The 25,147-nt window shown below is 71.1% G+C and carries 25 protein-coding genes and 1 riboswitch; of the genes, 18 read left to right on the top strand and 7 right to left on the bottom strand.

What is annotated here, in order from left to right:
* Positions 1 to 105: 105 nt before the first annotated feature.
* The 8 genes from ABGB01_RS26980 to ABGB01_RS27015 all read left to right on the top strand — a co-directional run bounded on the left by ABGB01_RS26980 (position 106) and on the right by ABGB01_RS27015 (position 9,451).
* Positions 106 to 1,344: a histidine kinase gene (locus ABGB01_RS26980; RefSeq protein WP_347776324.1), complete on the top strand. Its 1,239-nt coding sequence runs from the start codon at positions 106 to 108 to the stop codon at positions 1,342 to 1,344.
* Positions 1,341 to 2,009, top strand: a complete 669-nt coding sequence (locus tag ABGB01_RS26985) for a response regulator transcription factor (protein WP_347776325.1) — start codon at positions 1,341 to 1,343, stop codon at positions 2,007 to 2,009. Before ABGB01_RS26980 ends, ABGB01_RS26985 begins: the two co-directional genes overlap by 4 nt.
* 414 nt (positions 2,010 to 2,423) lie before the next feature.
* Positions 2,424 to 3,677, top strand: coding sequence for an NYN domain-containing protein (locus tag ABGB01_RS26990; protein WP_347776326.1), 1,254 nt, complete (start codon positions 2,424 to 2,426; stop codon positions 3,675 to 3,677).
* Positions 3,678 to 3,763: 86 nt separating this feature from the next.
* A complete protein-coding gene (locus ABGB01_RS26995; RefSeq protein WP_347776327.1) occupies positions 3,764 to 4,738 on the top strand; it encodes a C40 family peptidase in 975 nt (324 codons plus the stop codon).
* A 397-nt stretch (positions 4,739 to 5,135) separates the two neighbouring features.
* Positions 5,136 to 5,298: riboswitch (cyclic di-AMP (ydaO/yuaA leader) on the top strand.
* Between the two features lie 73 nt (positions 5,299 to 5,371).
* On the top strand, positions 5,372 to 5,896 hold the full coding sequence (locus tag ABGB01_RS27000) for a C40 family peptidase (protein ID WP_347776328.1): 525 nt from the start codon (positions 5,372 to 5,374) through the stop codon (positions 5,894 to 5,896).
* A gap of 118 nt (positions 5,897 to 6,014) precedes the next feature.
* Entirely contained in the window at positions 6,015 to 6,830 is an 816-nt protein-coding gene (locus ABGB01_RS27005) for a hypothetical protein (RefSeq protein WP_347776329.1), read from the top strand.
* Between the two features lie 12 nt (positions 6,831 to 6,842).
* Positions 6,843 to 8,351 (top strand): M48 family metallopeptidase, encoded by a 1,509-nt coding sequence (locus ABGB01_RS27010; protein WP_347776330.1) that lies wholly within the window; start codon positions 6,843 to 6,845, stop codon positions 8,349 to 8,351.
* Positions 8,318 to 9,451: a glycosyltransferase family 4 protein gene (locus tag ABGB01_RS27015; protein WP_347776331.1), complete on the top strand. Its 1,134-nt coding sequence runs from the start codon at positions 8,318 to 8,320 to the stop codon at positions 9,449 to 9,451. Before ABGB01_RS27010 ends, ABGB01_RS27015 begins: the two co-directional genes overlap by 34 nt.
* Positions 9,452 to 9,460: 9 nt before the next feature.
* On the opposite strand, the gene ABGB01_RS27020 is transcribed toward ABGB01_RS27015, so the two are convergent.
* The 3 genes from ABGB01_RS27020 to ABGB01_RS27030 are packed head-to-tail and all read right to left on the bottom strand — an operon-like array spanning position 9,461 to position 12,527.
* Positions 9,461 to 10,378 carry a carbohydrate ABC transporter permease gene (locus ABGB01_RS27020; protein ID WP_347776332.1) on the bottom strand — a complete coding sequence of 306 codons (918 nt, stop codon included), beginning with the start codon at positions 10,376 to 10,378 and terminating at the stop codon, positions 9,461 to 9,463.
* On the bottom strand, positions 10,375 to 11,247 hold the full coding sequence (locus ABGB01_RS27025; RefSeq protein ID WP_347776333.1) for a sugar ABC transporter permease: 873 nt from the start codon (positions 11,245 to 11,247) through the stop codon (positions 10,375 to 10,377). The genes ABGB01_RS27020 and ABGB01_RS27025 overlap by 4 nt, the downstream gene beginning before the upstream one ends.
* Positions 11,247 to 12,527 (bottom strand): ABC transporter substrate-binding protein, encoded by a 1,281-nt coding sequence (locus tag ABGB01_RS27030; protein ID WP_347776334.1) that lies wholly within the window; start codon positions 12,525 to 12,527, stop codon positions 11,247 to 11,249. The genes ABGB01_RS27025 and ABGB01_RS27030 overlap by 1 nt, the downstream gene beginning before the upstream one ends.
* A 185-nt stretch (positions 12,528 to 12,712) precedes the next feature.
* Between ABGB01_RS27030 and ABGB01_RS27035 the strand changes: the two genes are divergently transcribed.
* Entirely contained in the window at positions 12,713 to 13,510 is a 798-nt protein-coding gene (locus ABGB01_RS27035) for a DeoR/GlpR family DNA-binding transcription regulator (RefSeq protein WP_347776335.1), read from the top strand.
* Between the two features lie 129 nt (positions 13,511 to 13,639).
* Here ABGB01_RS27035 and ABGB01_RS27040 read toward each other — a convergent pair whose 3' ends face one another.
* Positions 13,640 to 13,960 (bottom strand): hypothetical protein, encoded by a 321-nt coding sequence (locus tag ABGB01_RS27040; protein WP_347776336.1) that lies wholly within the window; start codon positions 13,958 to 13,960, stop codon positions 13,640 to 13,642.
* A 287-nt stretch (positions 13,961 to 14,247) separates the two neighbouring features.
* On the opposite strand from ABGB01_RS27040, the gene ABGB01_RS27045 reads away from it, so the two are divergent.
* Positions 14,248 to 15,378 (top strand): hypothetical protein, encoded by a 1,131-nt coding sequence (locus ABGB01_RS27045; RefSeq protein ID WP_347776337.1) that lies wholly within the window; start codon positions 14,248 to 14,250, stop codon positions 15,376 to 15,378.
* A gap of 38 nt (positions 15,379 to 15,416) precedes the next feature.
* Here ABGB01_RS27045 and ABGB01_RS27050 read toward each other — a convergent pair whose 3' ends face one another.
* On the bottom strand, positions 15,417 to 17,165 hold the full coding sequence (locus ABGB01_RS27050) for an AMP-dependent synthetase/ligase (RefSeq protein WP_347776338.1): 1,749 nt from the start codon (positions 17,163 to 17,165) through the stop codon (positions 15,417 to 15,419).
* 118 nt (positions 17,166 to 17,283) lie between these two features.
* On the opposite strand from ABGB01_RS27050, the gene ABGB01_RS27055 reads away from it, so the two are divergent.
* The 7 genes from ABGB01_RS27055 to ABGB01_RS27085 all read left to right on the top strand — a co-directional run bounded on the left by ABGB01_RS27055 (position 17,284) and on the right by ABGB01_RS27085 (position 22,984).
* The gene (locus tag ABGB01_RS27055; protein ID WP_347776339.1) at positions 17,284 to 18,051 is read left to right on the top strand and encodes a metallophosphoesterase; all 768 of its coding nucleotides are present in this window, start codon (positions 17,284 to 17,286) and stop codon (positions 18,049 to 18,051) included.
* Positions 18,052 to 18,109: 58 nt separating this feature from the next.
* Complete coding sequence (locus ABGB01_RS27060) at positions 18,110 to 18,547, top strand: SRPBCC family protein (RefSeq protein WP_347776340.1); 438 nt, start codon at positions 18,110 to 18,112, stop codon at positions 18,545 to 18,547.
* A gap of 1 nt (position 18,548) precedes the next feature.
* Positions 18,549 to 19,697, top strand: a complete 1,149-nt coding sequence (locus tag ABGB01_RS27065) for an ArsA family ATPase (RefSeq protein ID WP_347776341.1) — start codon at positions 18,549 to 18,551, stop codon at positions 19,695 to 19,697.
* A 93-nt stretch (positions 19,698 to 19,790) separates the two neighbouring features.
* Positions 19,791 to 20,183 (top strand): hypothetical protein, encoded by a 393-nt coding sequence (locus ABGB01_RS27070; RefSeq protein ID WP_347776342.1) that lies wholly within the window; start codon positions 19,791 to 19,793, stop codon positions 20,181 to 20,183.
* A gap of 14 nt (positions 20,184 to 20,197) precedes the next feature.
* Positions 20,198 to 21,130 (top strand): ROK family glucokinase, encoded by a 933-nt coding sequence (locus tag ABGB01_RS27075; RefSeq protein WP_347776343.1) that lies wholly within the window; start codon positions 20,198 to 20,200, stop codon positions 21,128 to 21,130.
* Positions 21,131 to 21,141: 11 nt separating this feature from the next.
* Positions 21,142 to 21,837, top strand: coding sequence for an endonuclease/exonuclease/phosphatase family protein (locus tag ABGB01_RS27080; protein WP_347776344.1), 696 nt, complete (start codon positions 21,142 to 21,144; stop codon positions 21,835 to 21,837).
* Positions 21,838 to 21,925: 88 nt separating this feature from the next.
* Positions 21,926 to 22,984, top strand: coding sequence for a hypothetical protein (locus ABGB01_RS27085; RefSeq protein ID WP_347776345.1), 1,059 nt, complete (start codon positions 21,926 to 21,928; stop codon positions 22,982 to 22,984).
* A gap of 9 nt (positions 22,985 to 22,993) precedes the next feature.
* On the opposite strand, the gene ABGB01_RS27090 is transcribed toward ABGB01_RS27085, so the two are convergent.
* Together ABGB01_RS27090 and ABGB01_RS27095 are read right to left on the bottom strand one after the other, a co-directional pair.
* Positions 22,994 to 23,473, bottom strand: a complete 480-nt coding sequence (locus tag ABGB01_RS27090) for a hypothetical protein (RefSeq protein ID WP_347776346.1) — start codon at positions 23,471 to 23,473, stop codon at positions 22,994 to 22,996.
* 46 nt (positions 23,474 to 23,519) lie between these two features.
* Positions 23,520 to 24,278, bottom strand: a complete 759-nt coding sequence (locus ABGB01_RS27095; protein WP_347776347.1) for an alpha/beta fold hydrolase — start codon at positions 24,276 to 24,278, stop codon at positions 23,520 to 23,522.
* A 161-nt stretch (positions 24,279 to 24,439) separates the two neighbouring features.
* Here ABGB01_RS27095 and ABGB01_RS27100 point away from each other — a divergent pair, with 161 nt between their 5' ends.
* Positions 24,440 to 25,147, top strand: coding sequence for a lysophospholipid acyltransferase family protein (locus tag ABGB01_RS27100; protein ID WP_347776348.1), 708 nt, complete (start codon positions 24,440 to 24,442; stop codon positions 25,145 to 25,147).

Raw genomic sequence — 25,147 nt, forward strand, 5'->3', positions numbered from 1 at the left:
CCAGCCTCGCCGGGCGGCCGCGCGGCCCGCGTCGGCCGTAGGTCTCGGCCGGCATCGACTTTGGTCGCTGTCGCCCCGCCCCGGCAGGGCCTAACCTCGGTGGACGTGACGGCACACCGGCAGGACGGCGTTCCCGTCCCCGAATATCGGTGGGCGCTGCCGTCGGTGCTGCTCGGAGACGCCCGAGAAGGCGGGCGCGTGCGCCGCTCGACGCGCGACTGGATCGTCGACACCGTCATGTTCCTGCTGGCCTGCGGCCTGGCGTTGTCGTCCCTGACGGAGATCCAGGACGAGCCGGCGCCGCTGCTGGTGATCGAGCAGGTCATGGGGGCGTTGTCGTGCGCGGCGGTGTGGCTGCGGCGCAGATGGCCGGTCGGCCTGGCCGTGGTGACGACGCTGCTCTCGTCCTACCTGGAGCTGCCTGGCGGGCCCTCGGTCGTGGCGGTGTTCACGGTGGCGGTGCACCGGCCGTTCAGGATCTCCGGGCCGCTCGCGCTCTTCTCCCTCGTCACGCTGGCGCCCTACGTCTGGCTGCGGCCGCAGAGCGACCTCGAGCGGGGCTGGACGGCGGCACTCGGGGTGGCGATCTTGCTGACCGTGTTCGCGTGGGGCATCGTGGTCAGAGCCAGGCGGCAGGTCATCTGGTCGCTCAGGCAGCAGGCCGGGGTGGCCGCGGAAGAGGCCAGGCGGAGCGAACGCGAGCGCATCGCCAGGGAGATGCACGACGTGCTCGCCCACCGCATCTCGATGCTCAGCCTGCACGCGGGCGCGCTGGAGTTCCGCCCGGACGCACCCACCGAGGAGATCGCCAGGGCGGCCGGCGCCATCAGGAACAACGCCCACCAGGCGCTGCAGGACCTGCGCGAGGTGATCGGCGTGCTGCGCGCCGCCAGGCCGGGCGAGGACGGCGAAGAGGCCGAACCGGTGCCGGAGCGCCCGCAGCCCACGCTCGCCGACCTGCCCAAGCTGGCCGAGGAATGCCGCCAGGCGGGCATGGACGTGCGGCTGGCCCTCGGGGTGGAGGACACGCCGGAAGGGCTGGGCCGTAACCTCTACCGCATCGTCCAGGAGGCGCTCACCAACGCCCGCAAGCATGCGGGCGGCGCGCCGGTGGCCGTCACCGTGGCGGGCAGGCGGGGTAGGGGGGTGTCGGTGGAGGTGCGCAATCCACTGCGGGCCCGCCACGGCCTGCGCATCCCCGGCGCGGGCGCCGGGCTCATCGGGCTGACGGAACGCGCCGAGCTGGCGGGCGGCAGGCTGGAGCACGGTGCCACGCCGGAGGGCGAGTTCCTGGTACGCGCCTGGCTGCCGTGGCCGGCGAAGACGACTCGGGAGGACGCATGACCACTCCGGCCGGCGGGCCGATCAGGCTGCTGATCGTCGACGACGACGCGATGGTGCGGGCCGGGCTGTCGATGATCCTCGGCGGCGCCGGCGACATCGAGATCGTCGGCGAGGCGGGCGACGGCTCCGAGGTGCCGGCCATGGTGGCCGAGCACCGTCCCGACGTGGTGCTGATGGACATCCGCATGCCGGGCGTCGACGGGCTCACCGCCACCGAGGCGCTGCGCCGCACCTCCTCGCCGCCCGAGGTGGTGGTGCTGACCACGTTCCATGCCGACGCGCAGGTGCTGCGCGCGCTGCGGGCGGGGGCGGCCGGGTTCCTGCTGAAGGACATCGCGCCGGGCGACCTGGTGCGGGCGATCAGGAAGGTGGCCGAGGGCGAGCCGATCCTGTCGCCGGCGGTCACGCGGCAGCTCATCACGCACGTGTCCGACGGCGGCGCGGACGAGCGCACGGAGCGCGCGAGGAAGCTGCTCGGCCGGCTCAGCGAGCGGGAGCGGGAGGTGGCGACGGCCGTCGGCCAGGGCAAGCCGAACGCCGACATCGGGCGCGAGCTGTTCATGAGCGTGCCCACGGTCAAGGCTCACGTGTCGCGCATCCTGACCAAGCTCGACCTCAACAACCGGGTCCAGGTCGCGCTCCTGGTCTACGACGCGGGTTCGTAGCCGGGGCACCGCGCGGCCGGCGCCTCGATCGCGGCGTTCTCCCGCCGGCGGGCCGCTGGAATTCCAGCTTTTCGCGCCGGGTGCCCGTGACCAGGCCGGCCGGCGCCCCCACCGGGCCTGTGGCGCGGCCGTCCCGTGCCAGGCCGGCGCGGGTCCTGCGCGCTGCGGCGGGGTCACGAGCGGACGGTACGACGCCGCGCGCCACGGCCGGCCCCCTGGTGAGCGCCCGTGCCGGCGCGGTCCGCCGTCCGTGGCCAAGCGCTTGTCCACAGTGGAGTGGCCGTTACGGTCAGGTACGCGGCAGCCGTACCCTTGTCTGAAAGGGCATGTCACGAAGGGACAAGTGGGATGAGTTCAGCGGGTGAAGGCCTGTCTCGCCCGCTTCCCGAGCAGGTGCGGCTCAATGTCGTCGACTTGGCGTCTCAAGTCCTCGGCACGATGCCCGCTGCCGCCATTCCGCCGCCGCTACGGGGCATCGCCAAGTTCGACCCTCGTAAGCGGGCCAAGCTGGGCAGCGCCCCCATCGCGGCGCAGCTGGAGAACGACAAGAAGTTCCGCGAGCTGGTCGCCGAGTCGGTGACCGCGGGCTGGCCCGAGCTGGTCGCCGCGCTCGCCGAGGGCAACGTGCCGCCCGCCGCCGACCCCGTGCTGGTGGCCGCGGCCGCCTATCTCACCCGCCCGCCCGGCTGGGCGGAGATGATCGAGGCCGCCCGCTCCGACCTGGAGCAGTCGCTCGCGGCCGCCGAGGACTCCGAGCGCGAGGAGGCCGTCGCCCGGTTGCGCGAGCAGCTAGCCGCGCAGAAGAGCGGCGCCAAGGAGGAGGCGGAACGCCTGCGCGAGCAGGTCAGGGCCGCCCGCGCGGAGAACTCCGACCTGCGCCGCAGGCTTCACGACGCCCGCGAGCGGGCCAAGGCCGCGGTGCGCAGGGCCGAGGAGATGGAGCGGGCCGCCGAGGAGGCCAGGACGGCCGCCTCGGCCGCGGGCAGCGCGGGGGAGTCCGAGCTGCGGCGGCTGCGCGAGCGGTTGTCCGACGTGGAGAAGCAGCTCGAAGCCTCGCGCCGGGCCGCGCGGGAGGGCAGGAGCATCGAGGACGCCCGCATCAGGGTGCTGCTCGACGCGCTGCAGGACGCGTCGGCCGGGCTGCGCAGGGAGCTGGCCCTTCCCACCACGATCAGCCGGCCGGCCGATTCTGTCGCCGCGGTCACCGGTGAACGGCCGGGTGTGCGCGTGCCCGCGAGGGCGCTGGCCGATGACGACCCGCAGCTTCTCGACCAGCTCCTCGCGCTGCCGCAGATCCACCTGATCATCGACGGCTACAACGTCACCAAGACCGGCTACGGCACGCTCACCCTGGCCGACCAGCGCAACCGGCTGATGACCGGGCTGGGCGGGCTGGTGGCGCAGACGAGGGTCGAGGTGACGGCGGTGTTCGACGGTGCGGAGCTCAACGCTCCTGTGCAGGTCGTGGCGCCGCGCGGCGTGAGGGTGCTGTTCAGCGCGCCCGGGGAGATCGCCGACGACCTGATCCGCCAGCTCGTCCGCGCCGAGCCGCCCGGGCGCGCCATCGCCGTGGTGTCGTCGGACCGGGAGGTGGCCGAGTCCGTCAGGCGGATGGGAGCCAGACCCGTTCCCTCTGGCTTGCTGCTGCGCCGGCTGGGCCGGGCTTAAGTTACGAATTGGTATGTTCGGGTGAGACCTCACCCGCCACTTCTGTACTATTTCGCCCCAGTAAAGATCCCCTGGGAGGCGACGCAGTGAGGTTTGGCCGGGTGCCGGTGGCCGTGGGTCTCGCGTTCGGGCTTGTGGTGTCCCCCATGGGGGCGGCGCTCGCTGATCCGAAGCCGACCATCGGGCAGGCCAAGGCCAAGCTCGACAAGCTCAACGACAAGGCCGACAAGGTCGTCGACCGCTACAACGCGGCGACCGAGCGCTACAAGAAGGCCAAGGGCACCTACGCGAAGCTGAACACGAGCTACAAGCGCAAACTCCGTACGGTCGCCGACCTGCGCACCCAGATCGCCGACATGGCCGCCACCGTCTATCGGGCCGGCGGCTACGCCACCACCATGCCGGGGCTGGTCGGCGCCGACAACCCGCAGGGACGGCTGGCCGGGATGGCGCTGGCCGGGCAGATGGCCAAGGAGCGCTCGGAGAAGCTGGCCGCGTTCGACCGGGAGAACCGCGGGCTGAAGAAGGAACGCGACAAGGCGCAGGGCGCCCTGCGGTCGGCCGACGAGGTCCGTGGCGAGGTCGAGAAGGAGCGCAAGGAGATCCTCGGCCTGATCGCCAAGCAGAAGAAGCTCCTGAAGAAGCTGGGCGCCTACAAGACCGGCAATCCGAACAGCACCGGCATCGAGTACACGGGACCCGCGTCGGGGAACGCAGCGGCGGTGCTGCGGTTCGCGTTCGCGCAGGTCGGCAAGCCGTACGTGTTCGGCGGGACGGGGCCGGGCGGCTACGACTGCTCGGGGCTGACCCAGGCGTCATGGCGGGCCGCGGGCGTGTCACTGCCCAGGACGACGTGGGCGCAGTGGGCGTGGGGCGCCAGCCGCAAGGTGTCGCTGAACGCGCTCCAGCCCGGCGATCTCATCTTCAGCGAGGGCCTGGGGCACGTCAGCATTTATGCGGGTAACGGGAAAATTGTCCATGCGCCGCAGACGGGTGACGTGGTCAAGGTCGTCAGCCTCTCCGCCTACGGCCGCAGCCTCGTGGGCGCCGTCCGCCCGTAGTTTCGCCCCCTCCTTCTACGACGCGCCATCGTTGACGCCGCGCGGGCGGCCCGCGATCACGTTCTGCTCCCTCTTGATCACCGTGGGTCCAGCGCATACGAGGCTGAATGTGACAAACGCGACATCTGGCCCCTGACAAGACCGGTGTTTCGTGAAATGTGAGCAGCGTCACTTTTTGGTAACGACGCCCCCTGTTCCAACAGGGGTTCGGGAGTTTACTGAGGCCTTCGTCGATCTTTACAGCCTGACTCGGCTTTTGCCGATCCTTGACCGTCCGGCGTAGCTTCTGGCGTCGTCGCGGTGCACAAGCCATGGCGCCGCGAACCCGCATCGGTCCCTCCCGATGTGAAGACAGATGAAGATCCGCTGGTCATCGCCGCGCCATCCCCATGACACGGGCGATGACCTGCCGAATCCGTGCAGTCAGGAGGCACGGAACCGGGGACCCAGCGATCCCAGTTCCCCAGGGATCAGGGGTGAATCGGCGCGCCATCGCGCCGTAGGGCGGCTTCCAGGCCCGAATCCGACAGCTAACCCGGTAGGCGTTCGTGGAAGACCCAAGGAGAAATCCTGTCTACCTCCCTGCACAACCCCCGTCTGTCCCGACTTGCCCTGCCTGGCGTCGTCCTCACGATGAGCGTGACGGCCGGAGGTCTGGTCCTCCACGCCCCCACGGCTCAGGCGGCGACGACGAGCGGCACGGCCGGCGTCTCCTCGGTGAGGGCGGCCACGGCCGCCACCACCGCGAAGTCGGCCAAGGCGGCTCGCAAGCGAGCAGCCAAGATCGCTCGGCAGAAGGTGAAGGCCGGCAAGGCCATCGCCGTGGCCAAGAACCAGATCGGTGACCCGTACCGTTACGGCGCCACAGGCCCTGGTTCGTTCGACTGCTCCGGCCTCGTCCAGTACGCCTGGAAGAAGGCCGGGGTGAAACTCCCGCGCGTGGCGAGCAGCCAGTTCGCCGGCATCAGGAACAAGGTCTCCTGGCGCAACCTCAAGCCCGGCGACCTCATGTTCTTCAACGGGCTCGGCCACGTGGGCATGTACGTCGGCAAGGGCAAGATGATCCATTCGCCGCGGACAGGCGAACGGGTGCGCATCGACAAGCTGGGCGGATGGCGCAAGTCGTCGTTCGTCGGCGCGGTCCGTCCCGGCCTGTGATGAAGCCCCGCCCGGGCCCTCGGAGATCTTCCGGAGCCCGGGCGGGCTCCCGTGAAAGCCCGTCCTTCCCCTCGCAGGCGGCCGGCCCTCTCGATCGGGGCCCACTACGATCGGCAGCGTGTCCGAGCAGGTGAGCCGACGAGCCGCGCTGGCCGCGCTCCTCCTCCTCGGCCTCGCCGCCGACGCGCCCGCCCCCGGATCGCCCGTCTTCCCCGCGCGAGCCCGTGACCTGTGGCCGGACGGCCAGGTCACCGCCCGCGGGGCACGTTCCCTCGTCACCGGCCACCGCGCCGCGCCCGGCACGCTCAGCGATCTCGCCCGCCGCGCCGACTCGGCGGGGCTGCGGGTCACGGCCGTGCTCGGCCGCCCGGTGCGGCCCGTGGTCATCGTTCCCGGCTCCGCGCAGGACGCTGCCCGGCTGGCCGGCGTGGAACGTCTCGACGGGCTGGCGGCGGTGGCCGACCGCGGGCGGGTGATCGTCGTCCCCGAGTCGTTCGGCAGGCTCACCTCCACCGGCAAGGACGTCGTCCTCACCCACGAGCTGACCCACGTCGCCGCGGGCACCGGCGGGCTGCCCGTCTGGCTCTACGAAGGCTTCGCCGACTACGTCGCCTACCGGGACGCCGGGCTGCCCGTGCGCACGGCCGCCGCCGAGCTGGCCGCCGAGGTGCGGGCCGGGCACGTGCCGGCCGCGTTGCCGGGGCCTGAGGCGTTCGCCGTCGGCGGGCCTGATCCCGGACGCCTCGCGCTGGCGTACCAGGAGGCCTGGCTGGCGTGTCGGTTCCTCTCCCGCCGTTTCGGTGAGAGGAGCCTGGTGAGGCTCTACCGTGACGCGCAGGCGGCCGGCGTCGACGAGGCGCTCGCCGCGCTCGGGCTCTCCGTGGCCACGCTGACGGCACGGTGGCGCGCGTACGTGCGGGAGCAGCTCGCGTGAGTGGGGAGAAAGATGAGCGGACGGCGGGACGCGGACGGCCCTTCTGAGGAGGCCGGGGCGGGCGGCGGCGAGGTGACCGCCACAGGGCCCGGTGACGGTGTTCCCGCGGGCGCCGTCAGCGCGGAGGACCCCGCGCAGGCGGATGGCGGCGCGGCGGGGGCGTGGAGACGTCGCGAACGGGGGCAGGGTGATGGGGTGCCCGCGACGACGGACGCCCCGGCGCAGGACCCGGGGGAGGACCCGGTGGTGGATGCGGTGGTGGATGCGGTGGTGGATGCGGCCGAGCGCCGGTTCAGGCGGCAGGCCGCCGTGGTCCTGGCGGTGCTAGCGGCCGTGATCCTGGCCGTGGCCGCCTTCAGCACGCCGTGGCGGGCCCTGGCCGCGGGGCCGCCCGACCCGGCGCGCGACTTCACCGCCGCCGAGATCGCCAGGGCGCGGGCGTTCGACGCCGCCACGTCCCTGCCGAGCTACCTCGGGCTGGCGCTCACGCTGGCCTTCGCGGCCCTGCTCGTGGCCACCCCTTTCGGGGCCAGGGTGTTGGGCCGGCTGAAAGGCCCCTGGTGGGTGCGGGTGGTCCTCGGCGTTCTGGTGCTCACCGCGATCGTCGAGGCGGTCAGGTGGCCGCTCGGCGTCTGGTTCGAGACGCTGCTGCGCGACTACGGCCTGTCCACCCAGGACTGGGCGGGCTGGACCGCCGACCGGCTGAAGAGCCTCGGCGTGGAGGCCTTCCTGCTCTGCCTCATGCTGCTCGTCCTCGTGGGGCTGGCCCGCAGGGTGCGGCGCTGGTGGATCCCGGCGGCCGTGGGGGCGTGCGCGCTGACCGTGGTGATGTCGTTCGTCTACCCGGTGGTGTTCGAGCCGCTGTTCAACGACTTCACGTCCATGTCGCAGGGCTCGCTGCGCGACAACCTGCTGGACATGGCCGAGCGCGACGGCGTGCCGGTGCAGGACGTGCTGGTCGCCGACGCCTCGCGGCGCACGACGGCGCTCAACGCGTACGTGTCGGGCTTCGGCGCCACCCGCAGGATCGTCGTCTACGACACGCTGCTCAAGGCACCGCAGCCCCAGGTCGAGCTGGTCGTCGCCCATGAGCTGGGCCACGCCGAGGCCGACGACGTGCTCTTCGGAACCCTCGTCGGCGCCCTGGGGGCGGCGCTCGGCGTGGTCCTGCTGTTCCTGGTGTTCGGCTCGGTACGCCGGCGCACCGGAGTCACCTCGATCGCCGATCCGCGCGCGGTGGGTGTGGTCATGGGCCTGATGACGCTGGGCTCGCTGATCATGGGCCCTGCCCAGAACGTGATCAGCCGCCACGTCGAGGCCAGGGCCGACGTGCACGCGCTCGACCTCACCCGGGATCCGGCCACGTTCATCGCCATGCAAAGACGGCTGGCAATTACCAATATTTCCGACTTGTCGCCGGATCCGGTGGAATATGTGCTCTATGCCTCCCATCCTTCCAGCCCTGAGCGCATCGCCCTGGCCCGCTCATGGGCCGAGCTGAAGGGCGTCCCGGTGCCGTGACCCATGCGGACGTGCTCTTCGTCACAAACGACTTCCCGCCCAGGCCGGGCGGCATCCAGTCGTTCGTGCACGGGCTCGCGCTGCGCACGCCGGGCGTGACCGTCTACGCCCCCGCCTGGCCGGGGTGCGCGGACTTCGACCGGCGCCAGCCGTACCGGATCGTGCGGCATCCCACGCGGCTCATGCTGCCGACCCCGGCCGTCGCGCGCAGGGCGGCCGCCCTGGTGGCCGAGCATCGCGTGCGGACCGTCGTGTTCGGCGCGGCGGCGCCGCTCGGCCTGCTCGCGCCGCGCCTGCGCGCGGCGGGCGCGCGGCGGGTGGTGATGCTCACCCACGGCCACGAGGCGTCGTGGGCGAGCACGCCCGGATTCCGCGCCGTGCTGCGCAGGATCGGCGAGCACGCCGACGTGGTGACGTATCTGGGCGAGTACACGCGAGCCCGCCTGGCCCCCGCCATCCCCCCGGCCAAGCTCGTACGCCTCGTGCCCGGCGTGGACACCGGCCAGTACCGCCCCGGCACGGCTCGCCGGTCCATCAGGGCCGAGCTGGGCCTCGGCGACAGGCCGGTGGTGGTGTGCGTGTCGCGGCTGGTGCCGCGCAAGGGCCAGGACCAGCTCATCAGGGCCTGGCCCCAGGTGCTGCGCGCGGCGCCGGACGCGGTCCTGCTGCTGGTGGGCGACGGGCCCCACCGCAGGACGCTGGAGCGGCTGGCGGCGGGGCACGAGTCGGTCAGATTCACCGGCGCGGTGCCGGCGGCGGGCCTGCCCGGCTACTACGCCGCCGGCGACGTGTTCGCGATGCCGTGCCGCACCCGGTGGAAGGGCCTGGACGTGGAAGGGCTCGGGATCGTGTTCCTGGAGGCGTCGGCGACCGGGCTGCCGGTGGTCGTGGGCGCGTCCGGCGGCACGACCGACGCGGTGCGGCCCGGTGAGACCGGGCTGGTCGTCGACGGCGAGGACGTCGACGAGATCGCCCGGGCCCTCGTCGAGCTGCTGAGCGATCCCGGCAAGGCGCGCAAGATGGGCGCGGTCGGCCGTGACTGGGTGGCCCGCGAATGGGCGTGGGACCTCGTGGCCGCCCGCTTCAGGGCTCTCCTCTAGGCCCTTTGCCTAGCCCTTGGTCGACCCCAGCGTGAGGCCGGCCACGAACTGTTTGTGCAGCAGCTGGAAGACGATCAGCGTCGGCAGCGCCACCAGCACCGACCCGGCCGCCAGCAGGTTGTAGTCGGTGAAGAACTGGCCGCGCAGGTTGTTCAGCGCCGAGGTGACGGGCAGCTTGTCGCCCGACGACATCAGCACCAGCGCCCACAGGAAGTCGTTGTACATCCATGTGAACTGCAGCGTGGACAGCGCCGCCAGCACCGGCCGGCACAGCGGCAGCGTCAGCCGCCAGTACCGTTTCCACACCCCGGCCCCGTCCACCAGCGCCGCCTCGCTGATCTCCTCGGGGATCGTGCGCATGAAGTTCGCCATCACGAAGACGCAGAAGCCGAACTGGAACGCCACGTGAATGAGGATCAGGCCCAGGTAGGAGTCGTAGAGCGACTGCGAGTCCGACAGCCAGGCGGGCAGCGGGACCAGCGTGTAGAGGGTGTAGAGCGGCGTGATGAGCACCTGCGGCGGCAGCAGGTTGCCGGCGGTGAAGACGATCAGCAGCGCCTTGCGCCCCGGGATGCGCAGCCGCGCGATGGCGAACGCCGTGAACGACGCCAGCAGCAACGTGATCAGCACGCCGGGGATGACGATGATCAGCGTGTTCAGGTAGTAGCGGGGCAGCTCGGCCTGGATCCACGCCTCCGCGTAGTAGTCGAGCGTGAGATCCTCCGGCAGCGAGAAGTAGCCCAGGCGGGCGGTCTCCTCGTACGGCCGCAGCGACGCGTACACGGCCAGGGCGAGCGGCAGTAGCCAGCCCAGCGCCACCAGCGCGAGGAAGGCGTGCAGCAGGATCCGCAGCGGCCGCACCGGGCGCCCCGCGGCGGGCCCGCGCGCCTGGGACGGGGGAGCGGAGGCGGGGGCGGTGAGCGTCATCGTTCCTCCCTGAACAGCTGCGACAGGTAGGTGACGATGAACGCCAGCGAGATCACCAGCAGGATCACCGCGATCGCCGAGCCGAACCCGATCCGGCTGGCCTCGCCCACGATGTTCTCCGTGACCAGCACCGACAGCAGCTCGAGACCGTTCCTGCCCTTGTTGATGGCGTAGACGATGTCGAATGCCCGCAGCGCCTCGATCACCGTGATGACCAGCACGATCACGTTGATCGGCCGCAGCGTCGGGAAGACGACGCGGAAGAACGCCTGCCGCTCGCTGGCCCCGTCGATCGCCGCCGCCTCCTTCAGCGCCGGGTCGACGGCCTTCAGCCCCGCCAGATAGATGATCATCACGTACCCGACGTGCCGCCACGCGGCGGCGACCATGACGACCCAGATGTTGATCGAGCTGTCGCCGAGCCAGTCCACGCCGAGCCCGGTCACCGCGTTCAGCACGCCGTAGTCGGAGGAGTAGACGAGCTGCGCGATGAAGCCGACCACGGCCAGCGACAGCACCACCGGCATGTAGAGGGCGCTCTGGTAGACGCGCGACAACCGCAGCCGCCGGTCCAGCAGCACCGCGCAGAACAGCCCGAACGGCGTCGCGACCAGGCCGAGGAAGGCCAGCCACACCACGTTGTTACGGACGGCCGACCAGAACGGCGGATATTCGGCGGCCAGGTCGTGATAGTTGCGCCCGCCGACCCACTCGATGGGGCCGATGCCGTTCCAGGCGGTGCCGGACAACCCTACGGAGGCCAGCGTGGGACCCCAGACGAGGCCCACGTTGACGACGATGGCCACCCCCAGCCCGATGACCAGGATGGTCACGTCGCGGGCGGAGTAGCGACGGGTCTTGACGGCCATCAGCGGAAGATGTTGGCCTTCTGCTTCTCGATGCTCGTCAGTAAGGAGTCGATCTCGTCCGGTTCGCCGACGAACGACTGCAGGGACGGGATCATCACGGTCGAGGCGAAGTCGGGCCGGGTGTCACGGTCGAGGAACTGCGCGATGTGCGTGGCCTTCGACACGAGCTCAGCGCCGCGCTTCTGCAGGGCGCTGTATCCGGACGTGTCGGCCTTGGAGCTGGCGGCCAGCGTGCCGGGGTCCAGCTTGGTGGCGACGTTCTGCGACGAGGCCTGGGCGAAGTGCTTGAGCAGCGCCTTGGCGCCGTCGACGTTCTTGGCCTTGGCGGAGATCATGTAGCCGTCGATGGGGGCGTCGATCGAGTCGGTCCCGTACGCAGGGTTGATCTCGGGGAAGGTGAAGAAGTCGAGGTCGTCCCGGTCGGCCTCCGGGAACTGCTGGGCGACGAACATCCCCAGCAGGTACATCCCGGTCTTCTTCTGCGCCAGCGACTGCCCGGCCTCCTGCCACGTGCGGCCGAGCGCGGCCGGCTGGTGGAACTCCATCAGCCCGCGCCAGGTGTCGAACACCTGCCTGACCCGCGGATCCGTCCACGACTCCTTGCCGCCCATGAGCGAGACGTGGAAGTCGTAGCCGTTCGTCCGCATGTTGAGGATGTCGAACGTGCCCATCGCCGGCCAGCCGTCCTTGTCGGCGAACGCGATCGGGACGAGCCCGTCGGCCTGCATCCTCCTGGCCAGCGCGGTCAGCTCGTCGAGCGTGGCCGGGGGCTCGTACCCCTTCTCCTGCCAGAGGCTCTTGCGGTAGAACACCGCCCACGGATAGTAGGTGAACGGCACGAAGTACTGCTTGCCGTCGGTGCCGGTCGACTGGTCCTTGAACGCCTGCGTGTAGTCGCCGCCGATCTCCCGCCACACGTCGGAGATGTCGACGGCCAGCCCCTGCTGGGCGAAGAACTGCATGCGGTAGCCCGCGAACCAGGTGAACACGTCTTCGGGCGTGCCACGGAGATAGCGGTTGATGTTCTCCTGGAACGTGTTGTGGTCCACGGTGTTGATCTTCGTGGTGGCCTGCGTGAAGCCGCCTACCACGGTTTCGAGGGTCTTCTTCGGGATCTCGTCGGAGGCGTTGGAGCCGATCGTGACCGTGCCCGGCCCTCCGCCGCCGGAGGCGGGGCCGGGGTCGCCGGAGCCGCACCCGGTGAGCACGGCCGGGACGCCGAACGCGGCGGCGGCTCCCAGCAGGACATGACGGCGGGAGATGGGTAGCTGTTGGGCCATCGTGGGTTTCCTCCTTGCCGGACCCTTCAGATTCCCCCGAGTTCGCGCATCTTCCTTCATCGAAAAGCCAACATTTCGGACTGTCAACGCACGGTTTCATGACGAATCCCCGGCAGCCGCGCCGCCGCCGCCGTGTCATGATGCGATCGGGATGGTGTCGGAACCTGTTGGGATCTGGTGATGCGATGCTCGCTCCGCAGCGTCAGCAGGCGATTCTCGAACTGGTCAGGCAGCACGGCGGCGTCCGGGTGGTCGAGCTGGTGCGGGTGTTCGGGGTCTCCGACATCACCATCAGACGCGACCTGGAGTCGTTGTCGGAGCGCGGCCTGCTGACCAAGGTGCACGGCGGCGCCACCGCCATCGGCTCCACGGACGAGCCCGGCTTCGCCGCCAAGTCGGTGCGGCAGGAGGCGGAGAAGCAGGCCATCTCCCGCCGCGCCGCCGCCCTCGCCCGCCCCGGCACCGCCGTGGCCCTGTCGGCGGGCACCACCACCTGGACGCTCGCGCACCATCTGGCCGGCGTCCCCGCCCTGACCGTCGTGACGGACTCGGTGCGCGTCGCCGAGGTCTTCCGGCGCTGCGGCCGGGCCGACCAGACGGTCGTGCTCACCGGCGGGGTGCGCACGCCCTCCGACGCCCTCGTCGGCCCCGTGGCGGTGGCGGCGATCCGCGAGCTCAACGTGGACGTGCTGTTTCTCGGAGTGCACGGGATGACCGTCAGAGCGGGCTTCACCACTCCCAACATGATGGAGGCCGAGACGGACCGCGCCCTGATCGAGTCGGCCGGCCGGCTCGTGGTGCTCGCCGACCACACCAAATGGGGCACCGTCGGCATCAGCACCATCGCCCAGCTCGGTGAGGCCGACATGGTGATCTCCGACGCCGGGCTCGCGGCCCCGGCCAGGGAGGCGCTGGCCGGTCAGGTGGGCGAGCTCGTCATCGCGGGGGCGAACCCGAGCCGCCCGCCTGTGCCGCCGGTGTGAGGGGGATCGGGTCGGCCCGCACACTCCGGCTCGTCAGTGCGGTGCCGGCGCGCCCGTGACGTCGGACCAGACGACGGACGTGACGAGGGCGGGGCCGCACCGAACGCGGCCCCGCCCTCGTCACAGCGATCAGGCCGCGTCGAGCTTGCGCTGGATGCCGACGAGAATCCGCAGCATCTCCGTCTGGGTGGCCTGCATGGTCTTCTGGCCCTCCTGCACGACTTCCATGCGGCCTTCTATGGAGTCCGTGCGGCCTTCCAGGCCTGTGAGCCTCTCATCGACCCTGGCGAACCCCGCGTCCATCTTGCGGTCGAGATCCTTGACGCGATTGTCCACGCCGGTGATGCGGTGGGTGAGGTCTTCCCCCAGCAGCCGCTGTTCCGTACGGATCTTGACCAGCTCGCCCTGGATCTTGTCGCCGAGCTCGATGCAGGTGTCCTTGATGCTCATGGAAATCTCCCCTACGGTGGTGGGTAGGGACCGGGGATGTGAAGGATCTCCGGTCCTGTTTCTTTGCCGCGAGAATACTCCGTGAACTGCTGGCCGCAAGCCGGAATCGAATGGAGATTCCCCTGTTCAGGTGGCACGTGGGAGCTTTAATCCGAAATGATCCGTGCATGTTACGGCGACATATTGCGATGGTTCTGGCGCTCGTTCTCGCTATCTCCGCGTGCGAGTCGGACATAAATCCCACGGCTTCTGAAAAATCGTCAAATCGTCCCACTGAGACCACTTCGGTGAAGGACTGCTCCAGGGCGACCGCGCGGGATTTCGACGGAGACGGCAAGGACGACGTCGCGGTGGGCAACCGCATGATCATCGGCGGCCAGGTGTCGATCCTGAGCGCGGACCGGCTCGTTCCCCTTACCATCCCCGACAAGGCCGCCGACGGGATCGGCGCCGCGGTGGCGCTGGCCCGGGTCAACGCGGACAACTGCGCGGATCTCGTCGTCGGCGCCCCGTACACCAAGGTCGACGGCAAGGGCGCCGCGGGCGCCGTCTATGTCCTGTACGGCGGGAACGCCGAGCCCGTCAAGAAGATCGTCTCGCCGCAACCCCAGGCGGGGGCGCGGTTCGGGGCGGCCGTGGCGGCGTACGGCCGGACGATCGCCGTCGGCGCCCCGCAGGAGAAGGACAGCGGCTCGCAGTCGGCGGGCGCCGCCTACGTGACCGGCGACGGCACGCCGCCCCGGCGCATCACCCAGGACACCGCGGGAGTGCCGGGCAACAGCGAGCCTTTCGACGGCTTCGGCGCCGCGGTGGCGGTCGGCCCGCTGCACGACGGGCGGATGGGGCTCGTGGCCGGCGCGCCGGGGGAACGCGACGACGGCGGCGGCAGGCAGCGCAAGCCCCGGACGGGGTCACGCGACGGTGCGGTGACCGTGATCCCGGACGTGCGGGCGAGCCAGATCGAGGCCGTCAAGCACGACGGCGGTGCCGGTTGCGCGTTCGGCGAGGCCGTCGTCTACGTGCCCGGCGGCAGGTGGGCGGCGACCCAGCCGAGATGCGGCAAGGTGCAGTTCTTCCACGACGCCGGACTCGCCGGCTCCACGACGTGCGGCGCCTGCGCCGGGAGCACGGGTGGGGGGACCGCGGCCCTGGCCGCCGCGCCCGACGGCCGGGTGGCGGTGGCCTGGGGCGACTCCGCGCAGGTGCTGCCCGCGCAGGAGGGCGGGCGGACCTCCGTCGTCCCGACCCTGCCGGGCGGCAACCTGCCGGTGGCCTTCTACGGGACGCGGCTGGTGTTCGGCATGCCCCGCGATGCGCCGCCCATGGGGGTGACCGTCTTCGACCCGGCCACCGGCAAAAGCGAGCAGGTCATGAGCAGGAGAGGCGACGTGGAGGGCGTCGGGGAGGCGCTGGGCTGACCGGCACGTGAACCCCGCCCCAGGACCTGTGCGGCGGGTCAGGGCCCGCCGTACAGGTCGTCGATCTCCTTCTGGAAGTCGCGCAGCACCAGGTTGCGCTTGATCTTCAGGGTGGGTGTGAGGTGCCCGCTGTCCTCGGTGATGTCGGCGGCCAGGATCGCGAACTTCTTGATCTGCTCGGCCTTCGACACCGACGCGTTCGCCCGGTCGACGGCCGCCTGGACTCCGGCCAGCACCTCCGGGTCGGTGCGCAGCCGCTCGGCCGTCGCCCCCGCCGGCATGGCCTCGGGGTCGAGGGTGATCAGCGCGGCCACGAACGGCCGGCCGTCTCCGACGACCATGGCCTGGGAGATCAGCGGGTGGGCGCGCAGCGCGTCCTCCAGGGGCCCAGGGGCGACGTTCTTGCCCGCCGCCGTCACCAGGATCTCCTTCTTGCGCCCGGTGATCCGCAGGTAGCCGTCGGCGTCCAGCACGCCGATGTCGCCGGTGTGGAACCAGCCCTCGGAGTCGATCACCTCGTCGGTGGCCGCGTCGTTCTTCCAGTAGCCGGCGAAGACGTTCCTGCCCTTGGCCAGGACCTCGCCGTCGTCGCCGATGCGCAGCGTGACGCCCGGCAGCGGCTTGCCGACGGTGCCGATCTTGTTGGCGCCCGGCATGTTGACCGAGCAGGGGGCCGATGTCTCGGTCAGGCCGTAGCCCTCGAAGACCTCGATGCCCACGCCCCTGAAGAAGTGGCCGAGCCGGTCGCCGAGCGCCGACCCGCCGGACACCGCCGCGGAGAGCCTGCCGCCGGTGGCGGCGCGCAGCTTGGCGTACACCAGCCGGTCGAACACCGCCCGCCGCAGCCGCAGCCCGAGCGGCGCGCCACCGGAGCTCTCGGCGCGGCTATAGGCCACCGCGACGTCCACCGCACGGGCGAAGATCGCGCCCTTTCCGCCGGCGATGGCCTTCTGCTCGGCGGAGTTGTAGACCTTCTCGAAGACGCGCGGCACGCCCAGCAGGAACGTCGGCCGGAAGCCCTGCAGGTCGGGGGCGACGTTCTTCATGTTGGGGGTGTGCGCCATGACGGCGCCCGCCTCGAACAGCACCACCTGGATCATCCGCGCGAAGATGTGCGCCAGCGGCAGGAACAGCAGCGCGGCCGGGTCCTTACGGGCGAACAGCGGCTCCAGAGGCCCGCGCAGCACGTTGAGCGCGGTGAACAGCAGGTTGTCGTGGGTGATCCGGCAGCCCTTGGGCCGGCCGGTGGTGCCCGAGGTGTAGACGATCGTGGCCAGGTCGGAGGAGGTGACCCGCTTCCTGCGCTCGTCGACGGCGGAGGCCGGGACGCCCTCGGCGTCGAGCGTGCCGTCGATCCGCCAGACCGCCTTCAGGCCCGGCGCCGCCTCCCGCACGGTCTCCTCGTGCGAGTCGAGTTCGACGAACGCCGCCTTGGCCTCGCTGTCGGTGAGGATCCACGCCACCTGATCGGCCGACGAGGTCTCGTAGATCGGTACGGTGACCGCTCCGACGGACCAGATGGCGTAGTCGACCAGGGTCCACTCGTAGCGGGTGCGCGACATCAGCGCGACCCGGTCGCCGTGCTCGACGCCCGCCGCGATCAGCCCTCTGGCCACCTCGACCACCTGGTCGCGGAACTCGGCAGCGGTGACGACGGGCCAGCCCGCGTCGGTCCTGCGGCGCATGACCACGGCGCCCGGCCGCTCCTCGGCCCGCGCGAAGACGGTGTCGGCCAGGCCGGCGGAGGCGGGCACGTCGACCAGGACGGGGACGCTGTACTCGCGCACGGATCAACTCCTCTTCGTGACGACCTGGCCTGGACGTTACCGCGCCAAGTTACGCGCCGGTAGCTCCGTCGCTGAGGCGTTATGTCACGCTAGCAGCCGGGGCTCTTAGGATTTCCCCATGAAGGTCCATGTGGTGAGCGACGTCCACGGCAGGGCCGACGCCCTGGCCAGGGCCGGCGACGGCGCCGACGCGCTGATCTGCCTCGGCGACCTGATCCTCTTCATCGACTACGACGACCACGCGCAGGGCATCTTCGCCGACCTCTTCGGGGCGGAGAACGCGTCCGCCTTCATCGCCCTGCGCACGGCCGGACGGTTCGACGAGGCCAGGGCCATGTCGGCGCGGCTGTGGGCCACGCTCGGCGGCGACCGGCGCGAGCACATCGAACGCAACGTGCGCGCCCAGTACGAGATCCTCTTCGCCGCCATGCCCGCCCCCGCCTACCTCACCTACGGCAACGTCGACATCCCCGCCCTGTGGGCCGACTACCTCAGGCCGGGGCTCGAGGTGCTCGACGGGCAGGTCACGGAGATCGGCGGGCTGCGGTTCGGGTTCGTGGGCGGCGGGCTCAAGACCCCCTACCGCACCCCGTACGAGATCGGCGACGAGGAGTACGCGGCCAAGGTCGAGGCGGTCGGCGAGGTCGACGTGCTGTGCTGCCACATCCCTCCGGCCCTGCCCGAGCTGCTCTATGACGTGGTGGCCAGGAGGTTCGAACGCGGCAGCGAGGCCACGCTGGAGGCGATCAGGCGCACCCAGCCGCGTTACGCCCTGTTCGGACACGTGCACAACCCCCTGCACCGCCGCACCCGCGTCGGGCGCACCGAGTGCGTGAACGTCGGCCACTTCCGGGGGAGGGGCGTTCCGTACGTCCTCGAGTGGTGAGCGCGGGAGGCGCCCTCCGGTCCGTCCCGAGCGGCGTGTTGTGCACTACGGTGGTCGCATGGCTGATCGCACCACTTCGAGCACCACCATCAGCGCCGGTCGCGCCGATGTCCTGGCGGTCATCGCCGACTTTCCCGCCTACCCGGAATGGGCCGGGCAGGTCAAGAGCGCGGAGGTCCTCTCCACCGGCCCCGACGGCAGGCCCCAGCAGGTGCGGTTCGCCCTCGACGCCGGCCCGATCAGCGACACCTACACCCTCGGCTACGCCTGGCAGGACGACGACGGCGTGAGCTGGCAGGTGGTCGAGCCGGGCAAGATGGTCTCCGACCTCAGAGGGAGTTACCGGCTCGCCGACGCGGGCAGTGGCACCGAGGTGACGTACGAGCTGACGGTCGATCTCAGCGTGCCCATGATCGGCATGATCAGGCGCAAGGCGGAGAAGGTGATCGTGGACACCGCGCTCAAGGGTCTCAAGAAGCGCGTCGAGGGCCGCTGAGTTGAGCCCCCGGGTTCTGCTCTTCACCGGCAAGGGCGGCGTCGGCAAGACCACGGCCGCCGCCGCGACCGCCACGCTCGCCGCCGCCCGCGGCCTCAAGACGCTGATCGTCTCCACCGACACCGCCCACTCGCTGGCCGACGCGCTCGACGCCGAGCCGGGTGAGATCGCGCCAGGGCTGCACCTGCACCAGGTCGACACCCAGAAGACGCTTGAGCGCCACTGGGGCGAGCTGCGCGAATACGCCAGGGGAGTGCTGGAGGAGCTGGGCCTCGACGAGGTCACCTCCGAGGAGATCACCGTCCTGCCCGGCGCCGAGGAGATCATCGCCCTGCTGGAGCTGCGCGAGCACGCCCGTGAGGGCCGCTGGGACGTGATCGTGGTCGACTGCGCGCCGACGGCTGAGACGCTGCGGCTGCTGGCCCTGCCCGAGGCGCTCGACTGGCACGTCAGCAGGCTGATGCCGGTGGGCCGCAAGCTCGTGCGGCTGGTCTCGCCGTTCGTGCGCAGCGTGGCCCACGTCAGCGCGCCGGGCGAGGAGGTCATGAGCGCGGCCGAGCGTTTCCACCGCGGTCTGATGGAGGTGCGCGAGCTGCTCACCGGCGACCACGCCTCGGTGCGGCTCGTGCTCACGCCGGAGGCCGTGGTGCTCGCCGAGGCCAGGCGCACCATGACCTCGCTCAATCTGTACGGCTACCGCGTCGACGCCGTCGTGGCCAACCGCGTCTTTCCCGACGGCGACGCCGACGAGTGGCGCGCGCGGTGGGTGGAGGCGCAGGGAAGGCTGCTGGCCGAGGCGGAGGAGTCGTTCGCGCCGCTGCCCGTCCACGTCGTCCCCTACCTGCCCGCCGAGCCCGTCGGCGGGAAGGTCCTGGCCGAGCTCGGCGCGTCGATGTACGGCGAGTCCGACCCGTTCGCCCCGCACGCGATCGAGCCTCCGCTGCGGATGAGCGCCGACGAGCTGGCCCTCGCCCTGCCCGGGGCCGACCGCGACGACATCGACCTGGCCCGCAAGGGCGACGAGCTGATCGTCACCGCCGGCCCCTACCGCAGGATTCTGGCGCTGCCCGCCGCGCTGGCCCGTCGTAAGATCAGCGCAGCCGCGCTCCGCGACGGCGTGCTCAGCGTGCGGTTCGGCGATCCCGCGTGACGACGATTTCTGCATTACCGTTCAGGTCGGGGAGCGAATCCGCAACCTGACGAGTTGAGGAGGATGAGCGACCCCATACGCAGGGAGGGCCAGATGACCGAGAGCAACGACAGAGATCCGATCGGGACCGTCGCCGACGAGGCGCGCAAGCTGTTGGAGTCGATCCAGGGGCGGGCCACCCGCCAGGTCGGCAAGTCCGTGTTCAACTCGTTCGCCGGCGGCGGTCGCAGGGAACGCGACGTGTGGGAAGAGGCGGTGTCCGAGCCGCACGACGAGTACATCTGCCGTGCCTGCCCGGTCTGCCGGGCGATCGCCGCCCAGCGCGAGTCCGGCTCCGACGTGACCGGGCACCTGGTGGCCGCCGGCGGTGAGCTGTTCGCCGCCGTCCGCGGCGCGCTCGACGTCCTCAGCAGGCCGCCCGCCCCTCGCGGGCAACGCGACGATCGGGATCGACGCGACAACGTGGAACACATAGATCTGGGATAGGGAGACACGGGGCAATGCTCACGATCGGTGTCGACATCGGCGGAACCAAGGTGGCCGCCGGTGTGGTCGACGATGACGGCAAGATCGTCGAACACACGCTCAGGCCCACCGCCGCCGACCGCCCGGAAGTGGTGGCCGAGACGGTGGCCGACGTCGTTCGCGAGCTGGGGGAGGGCAGGCGGATCGAGGCGGTCGGGGTCGGCGCGGCCGGGTTCGTCGACGAGACCAGGTCAATGGTGCGCTTCGCCCCCAACCTGGCCTGGCGCGAGGAGCCGCTGCAGAAGAAGATCAGCGGCCTGCTCGGACTGCCGGTCGTGATCGAGAACGACGCCAACGCCATGGCCTGGGGTGAGACCAGGTTCGGCGCCGGGCGGGGCCAGTCTCACGTGGTCTGCATCACGCTCGGCACGGGCATCGGCGGCGGCCTGGTCTTCGACGGCGCTCTCTACCGCGGTCGCTGGGGCATGGGCGCCGAGCTGGGCCACATGCAGGTGCTGCCCGGCGGTCGGCCGTGCGGCTGCGGCAACATCGGCTGCTGGGAGCAGTACGCCAGCGGTCAGGCCCTCGTCAAGGAGGCCAGGAAGATCGCCGAGGCGGAGCCGGAGCGGGCCGGGATCCTGCTGGGGCTGGCCGGCGGCAAGATCGAGGGCGAGGAGGTCACCGAGGCCGCGCGGCTGGGCGACGAAGCCTCGCTGGCCGCGTTCGGCAACCTCGCCGACTGGCTGGGCCAGGGCATGGCCGATCTGGCCGCGGTGCTCGACCCCGGCTGCTTCATCGTGGGCGGCGGGGTGTCCCGAGCCGCCGACCTGTTCATCGACCGGGCGCGCGAGACCTTCGCCGAGCGGCTCACCGGGCACGGGCACCGGCCGCTGGCCGAGGTCAAGCTGGCGGAGCTGGGCGCCTCCGCCGGCGTGGTGGGCGCCGCCGACCTGGCCAGGCGCCGCTAGTCACCCCCTACGTGACGATCCGCGTAGCGACCTACAACCTGCACGGGTTGCGCGACGACGTTCCCGCGCTGACCAGGGTCATCACCGCCATGCGCGCCGACGTGCTGTGCGTGCAGGAGGCGCCCAGGTTCGTACGCTGGCGGGCCAGGCGCCGGGCCCTGGCCGCGGCGGCGGGGCTGCGGCCGGCCACCCCGGGCAGGCTCGGTGGCGTCGCCGTGTTCACCGGGCCCCGCGTCAGCGTGCTGCACGCCGAGAGCCACGCGCTGCGGGCCTTCTTCGGCCTGGAGCGGCGCGGGCTGGCGATCGCCGTGGTGGAGGCGGAGGGGACCCGGCTGGCCGTCGGCGCGCTCCACCTCGACCTCAACGACCCGGCCAGGGTGCACCACGCGGCGGAGGCCGTGGCGCTGGTGGAACGCGCGGCCACCCGGCTGGACGCGACGGTGGTGCTCGGCGGCGACATCAACGAGCAGGACCGCCAGCCCGCCTGGCGTTATCTCGCCGCGCGGCTGGCCGACTGTTACGCGGTGGCGCCCGAGGGCGACGGGCTGACCTTCCCCGCGCGGCGGCCGTCCGCGCGCATCGACGGGGTGTTCGCCGCGCGCGACGCGCGTGTCGTCTCCTGCGGGGGAGTGGACGCCCCGATGGCCGATCTGGGCGCCGCCTCCGACCATCTGCCGGTCATCGCAGAGTTGCGAGTTGGGCTGTAACGGGCAAGAGGGGCTCGCGAGCCCGTAGCATTCAATCATGACCCGTCGCTCTCAGCGGCGTGCGCTCTCTTTGCTCTTGGCGACGTCCGTGGCCTTGACACAGGCCTCGCCCGCCGCGCATGCCGAACCCCGTCCTGCCACGATCGAGGCGTGGCAGGAGTCGACCAGCGTGCGCCTCCAGGCTGACGGCTCGCTCTCCGACGTGCTCGCGATCTCGGCCGACGACGTGTGGGCCGTGGGCCAGCAGGAGATCTGGGACGTCTGGAAGAACCGCGGGGCCATCCGGCACTGGAACGGCAAGAGCTGGGCGGAGGTGCCCGTGCGCGACGCCACGGCCGCGGGAAACCTGCGCGGCCTGGCCGCCGTGTCGGCGTCCGACGTGTGGACGGTCGGCGACGGCCACGACGGGCTGCCCTTTCTCGCGCACGGCGATGCGACGGGGTTCGACCGGGTCAGGCCGCAGGGCCTGCGGGCGGGCGACTGGCTCGGCGGCATCGACGCCAAGTCGGGGCGGATCGTCGCGGTCGGCAGCCGCGAGAAGAAGGGGCTCATCCTCACCGGCCACGGAGCCTCCTGGACCGTCCACGAGACAAAGGAGAAGGGGGCGCTCTACGCGGTGGCGGACGGGTTCGCCGTCGGCGACACCGGCACCGAGCCGCTGATCGTGCACCAGTCCGGCAGCTCGTGGAAGTCCATGCCGGTGCCCTCGATCCCCGGCGGCTACCTGCGTGACGTGCACGTCGACAGCTCCAAGCGGGCGATGGCCGTCGGCGGCGTCTACCACGGCCCCGGCGACATCACCCCGCTCGTGCTGACCTGGAACGGCAAGCGCTGGCGTGAGCAGCGGCTGCCCCGCTCCGAGGCCCGTCTCTACGGCGTGACGGGCGACGGCAAGGGCCGCTACTGGATGGCCGGCTACGACCCGTCGCGGGCGGGGGAGCCGTTCATGATGCGCTGCGAGAAGGGCGACTGCGAGATCATCCGTGGCCGCGCCAAGCACGGCAGGAGCAGCGTGCGCCTGCAGGCGGTGGCCTATCTCGCGGGCAAGGGCGCGGTCTGGGCGGTCGGCCACGCGGTCGACACCGCCGACCGCTACACCGACGTGGTGGAGGCGTTCGCGCCGAAGACCACCACGTCGAAGTCGTAAGGCGGGGCCTCACAACACGGCGCCGTCGTCCCAGCCCGAGTCGTTGGACGGCGGGCCGTCGCCCATGCGCACCACCAGCGCCACGAACCCGCCGATGAACGCCGCCACCGCCGTGAACAGCGCCCACCCCTCCATGTGCCAGTTGGCCATCGCGGCGACCAGGAGGTAGGCGGGGCCGCCGAACAGCGCCACCCACGCCAGCTTGGTCGGCAGGTCGAGTTTGGGCAGGGGAGGCGGCGGAGGCGGCACGAAGTGACCCTCGTCCTCCTCGTCGCCGTCGTCACGCGGGTCCGTGTCGCCTTCGGGCTCGTCCGGCCCGTCGGGCTCGGCCGCGGGCTCCTCGGAGGGCTTGACCACCCTGCGGGTGGGTTCGGCGGGGACGTTTTCGCTGTCCGGCCATGGCTGGTCGGCCGAGTCGCGCTCGGCGGTGTCGTTGAAGGACGCGACGATCTGCCGCCAGACCTCGTCCTCGTCACTCTGGGGCGTCACCTAGATGGGCCTCTCCACAGCGATCGCGACTTCCCCCTGGGTGCGATCAGTCCCTCTGCAAGGGTACCGAGGCATGTGTCCGGATGAAGCCGAGGCTCCCGGCAAAGATCCTGTCGGCATCGTTGTCCAGCGTCGCAACATGGTAGCTATCGGTAAGCTCCTCGATCGTGGCCTGCGGCACCTTCTCACGGATGATCGCCACACTCGCCGGCTTCACCACGTGGTCATCGGCACTGCGGAAGACCAAAAGCGGTTGTGTCACCTTCGCCAGGTCGGCCTGCACCAGCGACCACAGTTCCGGCAGCGAGGCGGCCGCCTTCACCGGGGTGCGGGTGTAGGCCAGCTCGGTCACGCCGGGCTTCTTGACGTCGCCCGCGACGCCGGGCACCGACGGCACGAACCATTTCAGCAGCGGGGCCAGCCTCATCAGGGGCACGTCGTTCGCGATCGACGGGTTGACCACGATCACGCCCCTGATCGCCGGGCCGTGCACCTCGGCCAGCCGCAGCGCCAGGCAGCCCCCGAGCGACAGCCCTGCCACGAACACCTCCGTGCAGCGGCCCTGAAGGATCTCGAACGCCTTCTCCACCTCGGCGTACCAGTCCTCCCAGCGTGTACGGTTCATCTCCTGCCACCGGGTGCCGTGCCCGGGCTGGCGGGGCAGCGAGACGCTCACCCCGTGCCCGGCCAGGAACTCGCCCCACGGTCGCAGCGACTGGGGCGTGCTGGTGAACCCATGGCACAGCAGCACCCCGACCTGTCCTGCGTCGTGGTGGTAGGACTCCGCGCCTGGCATGAGCGGCATAACAGCTCCTCCGTGCTGTTTCATTCCGGCAATTTCATCCCGGAACGGCCCGATCGTCGCACGTTCTAGGGTGTTTGTGCGAGAGGTGGTGTAGGAGCATCCCCCGCGGGATGGGAAGATGACTCTGATCGCCGACAATGCGCTGAGGAAGAGGTGCCGGGGTGTTCTACTGGGTGGTCAAGGCCATCTTGGGGCCGATCCTCCACCTTGTCTTCAGGCCGTGGACCGAAGGCGCGGAAAACGTGCCCAGGCAGGGGCCGGCGATCCTGGCCGGCAACCACCTGTCGTTCGCCGACCATTTCTTCGGGCCGCTGCAGATCCGCCGCAAGGTCATCTCCCTGGGCAAGGCCGACTATTTCACCGGGCGTGGCGTGAAAGGCTTTTTCACCCGCCTGTTCTTCAGCGGCGTCGGCACCGTGCCGATCGACCGGTCGGGTGGCAAGGCCAGCGAGGCCGCGCTGCGCACCGGGCTGCGCATCCTGCGCGAGGGCCACATCCTGGGCATCTATCCCGAGGGCACCCGCTCGCCCGACGGGCGCCTCTACAAAGGCAAGACCGGCGTGGCCCGGCTCGCGCTGGAGTCCCGGGTGCCGGTCATCCCCTGGGCCATGATCAACACGTACGAGATGATGCCGCCCGGGCGGCCGCTGCCCAAGCTCGGCATCAGGCCGGGCGTCAGGTTCGGCAAGCCGCTCGACTTCTCCCGCTATTACGGGATGGAGGATGATCGGCTGGTGTTGCGCGCGGTGACCGACGAGATCATGTACGCGCTGATGGAGCTGTCGGAGCAGGAATACGTCGACAAGTACGCCGCCAGCGCCCGCGTCGAGATGGAGCGGGCCGCGCGCGCCGCCGCGGGCAAGAGCTAG

Source organism: Nonomuraea sp. B5E05 (assembly GCF_039880665.1).
Lineage (GTDB): Bacteria > Actinomycetota > Actinomycetes > Streptosporangiales > Streptosporangiaceae > Nonomuraea.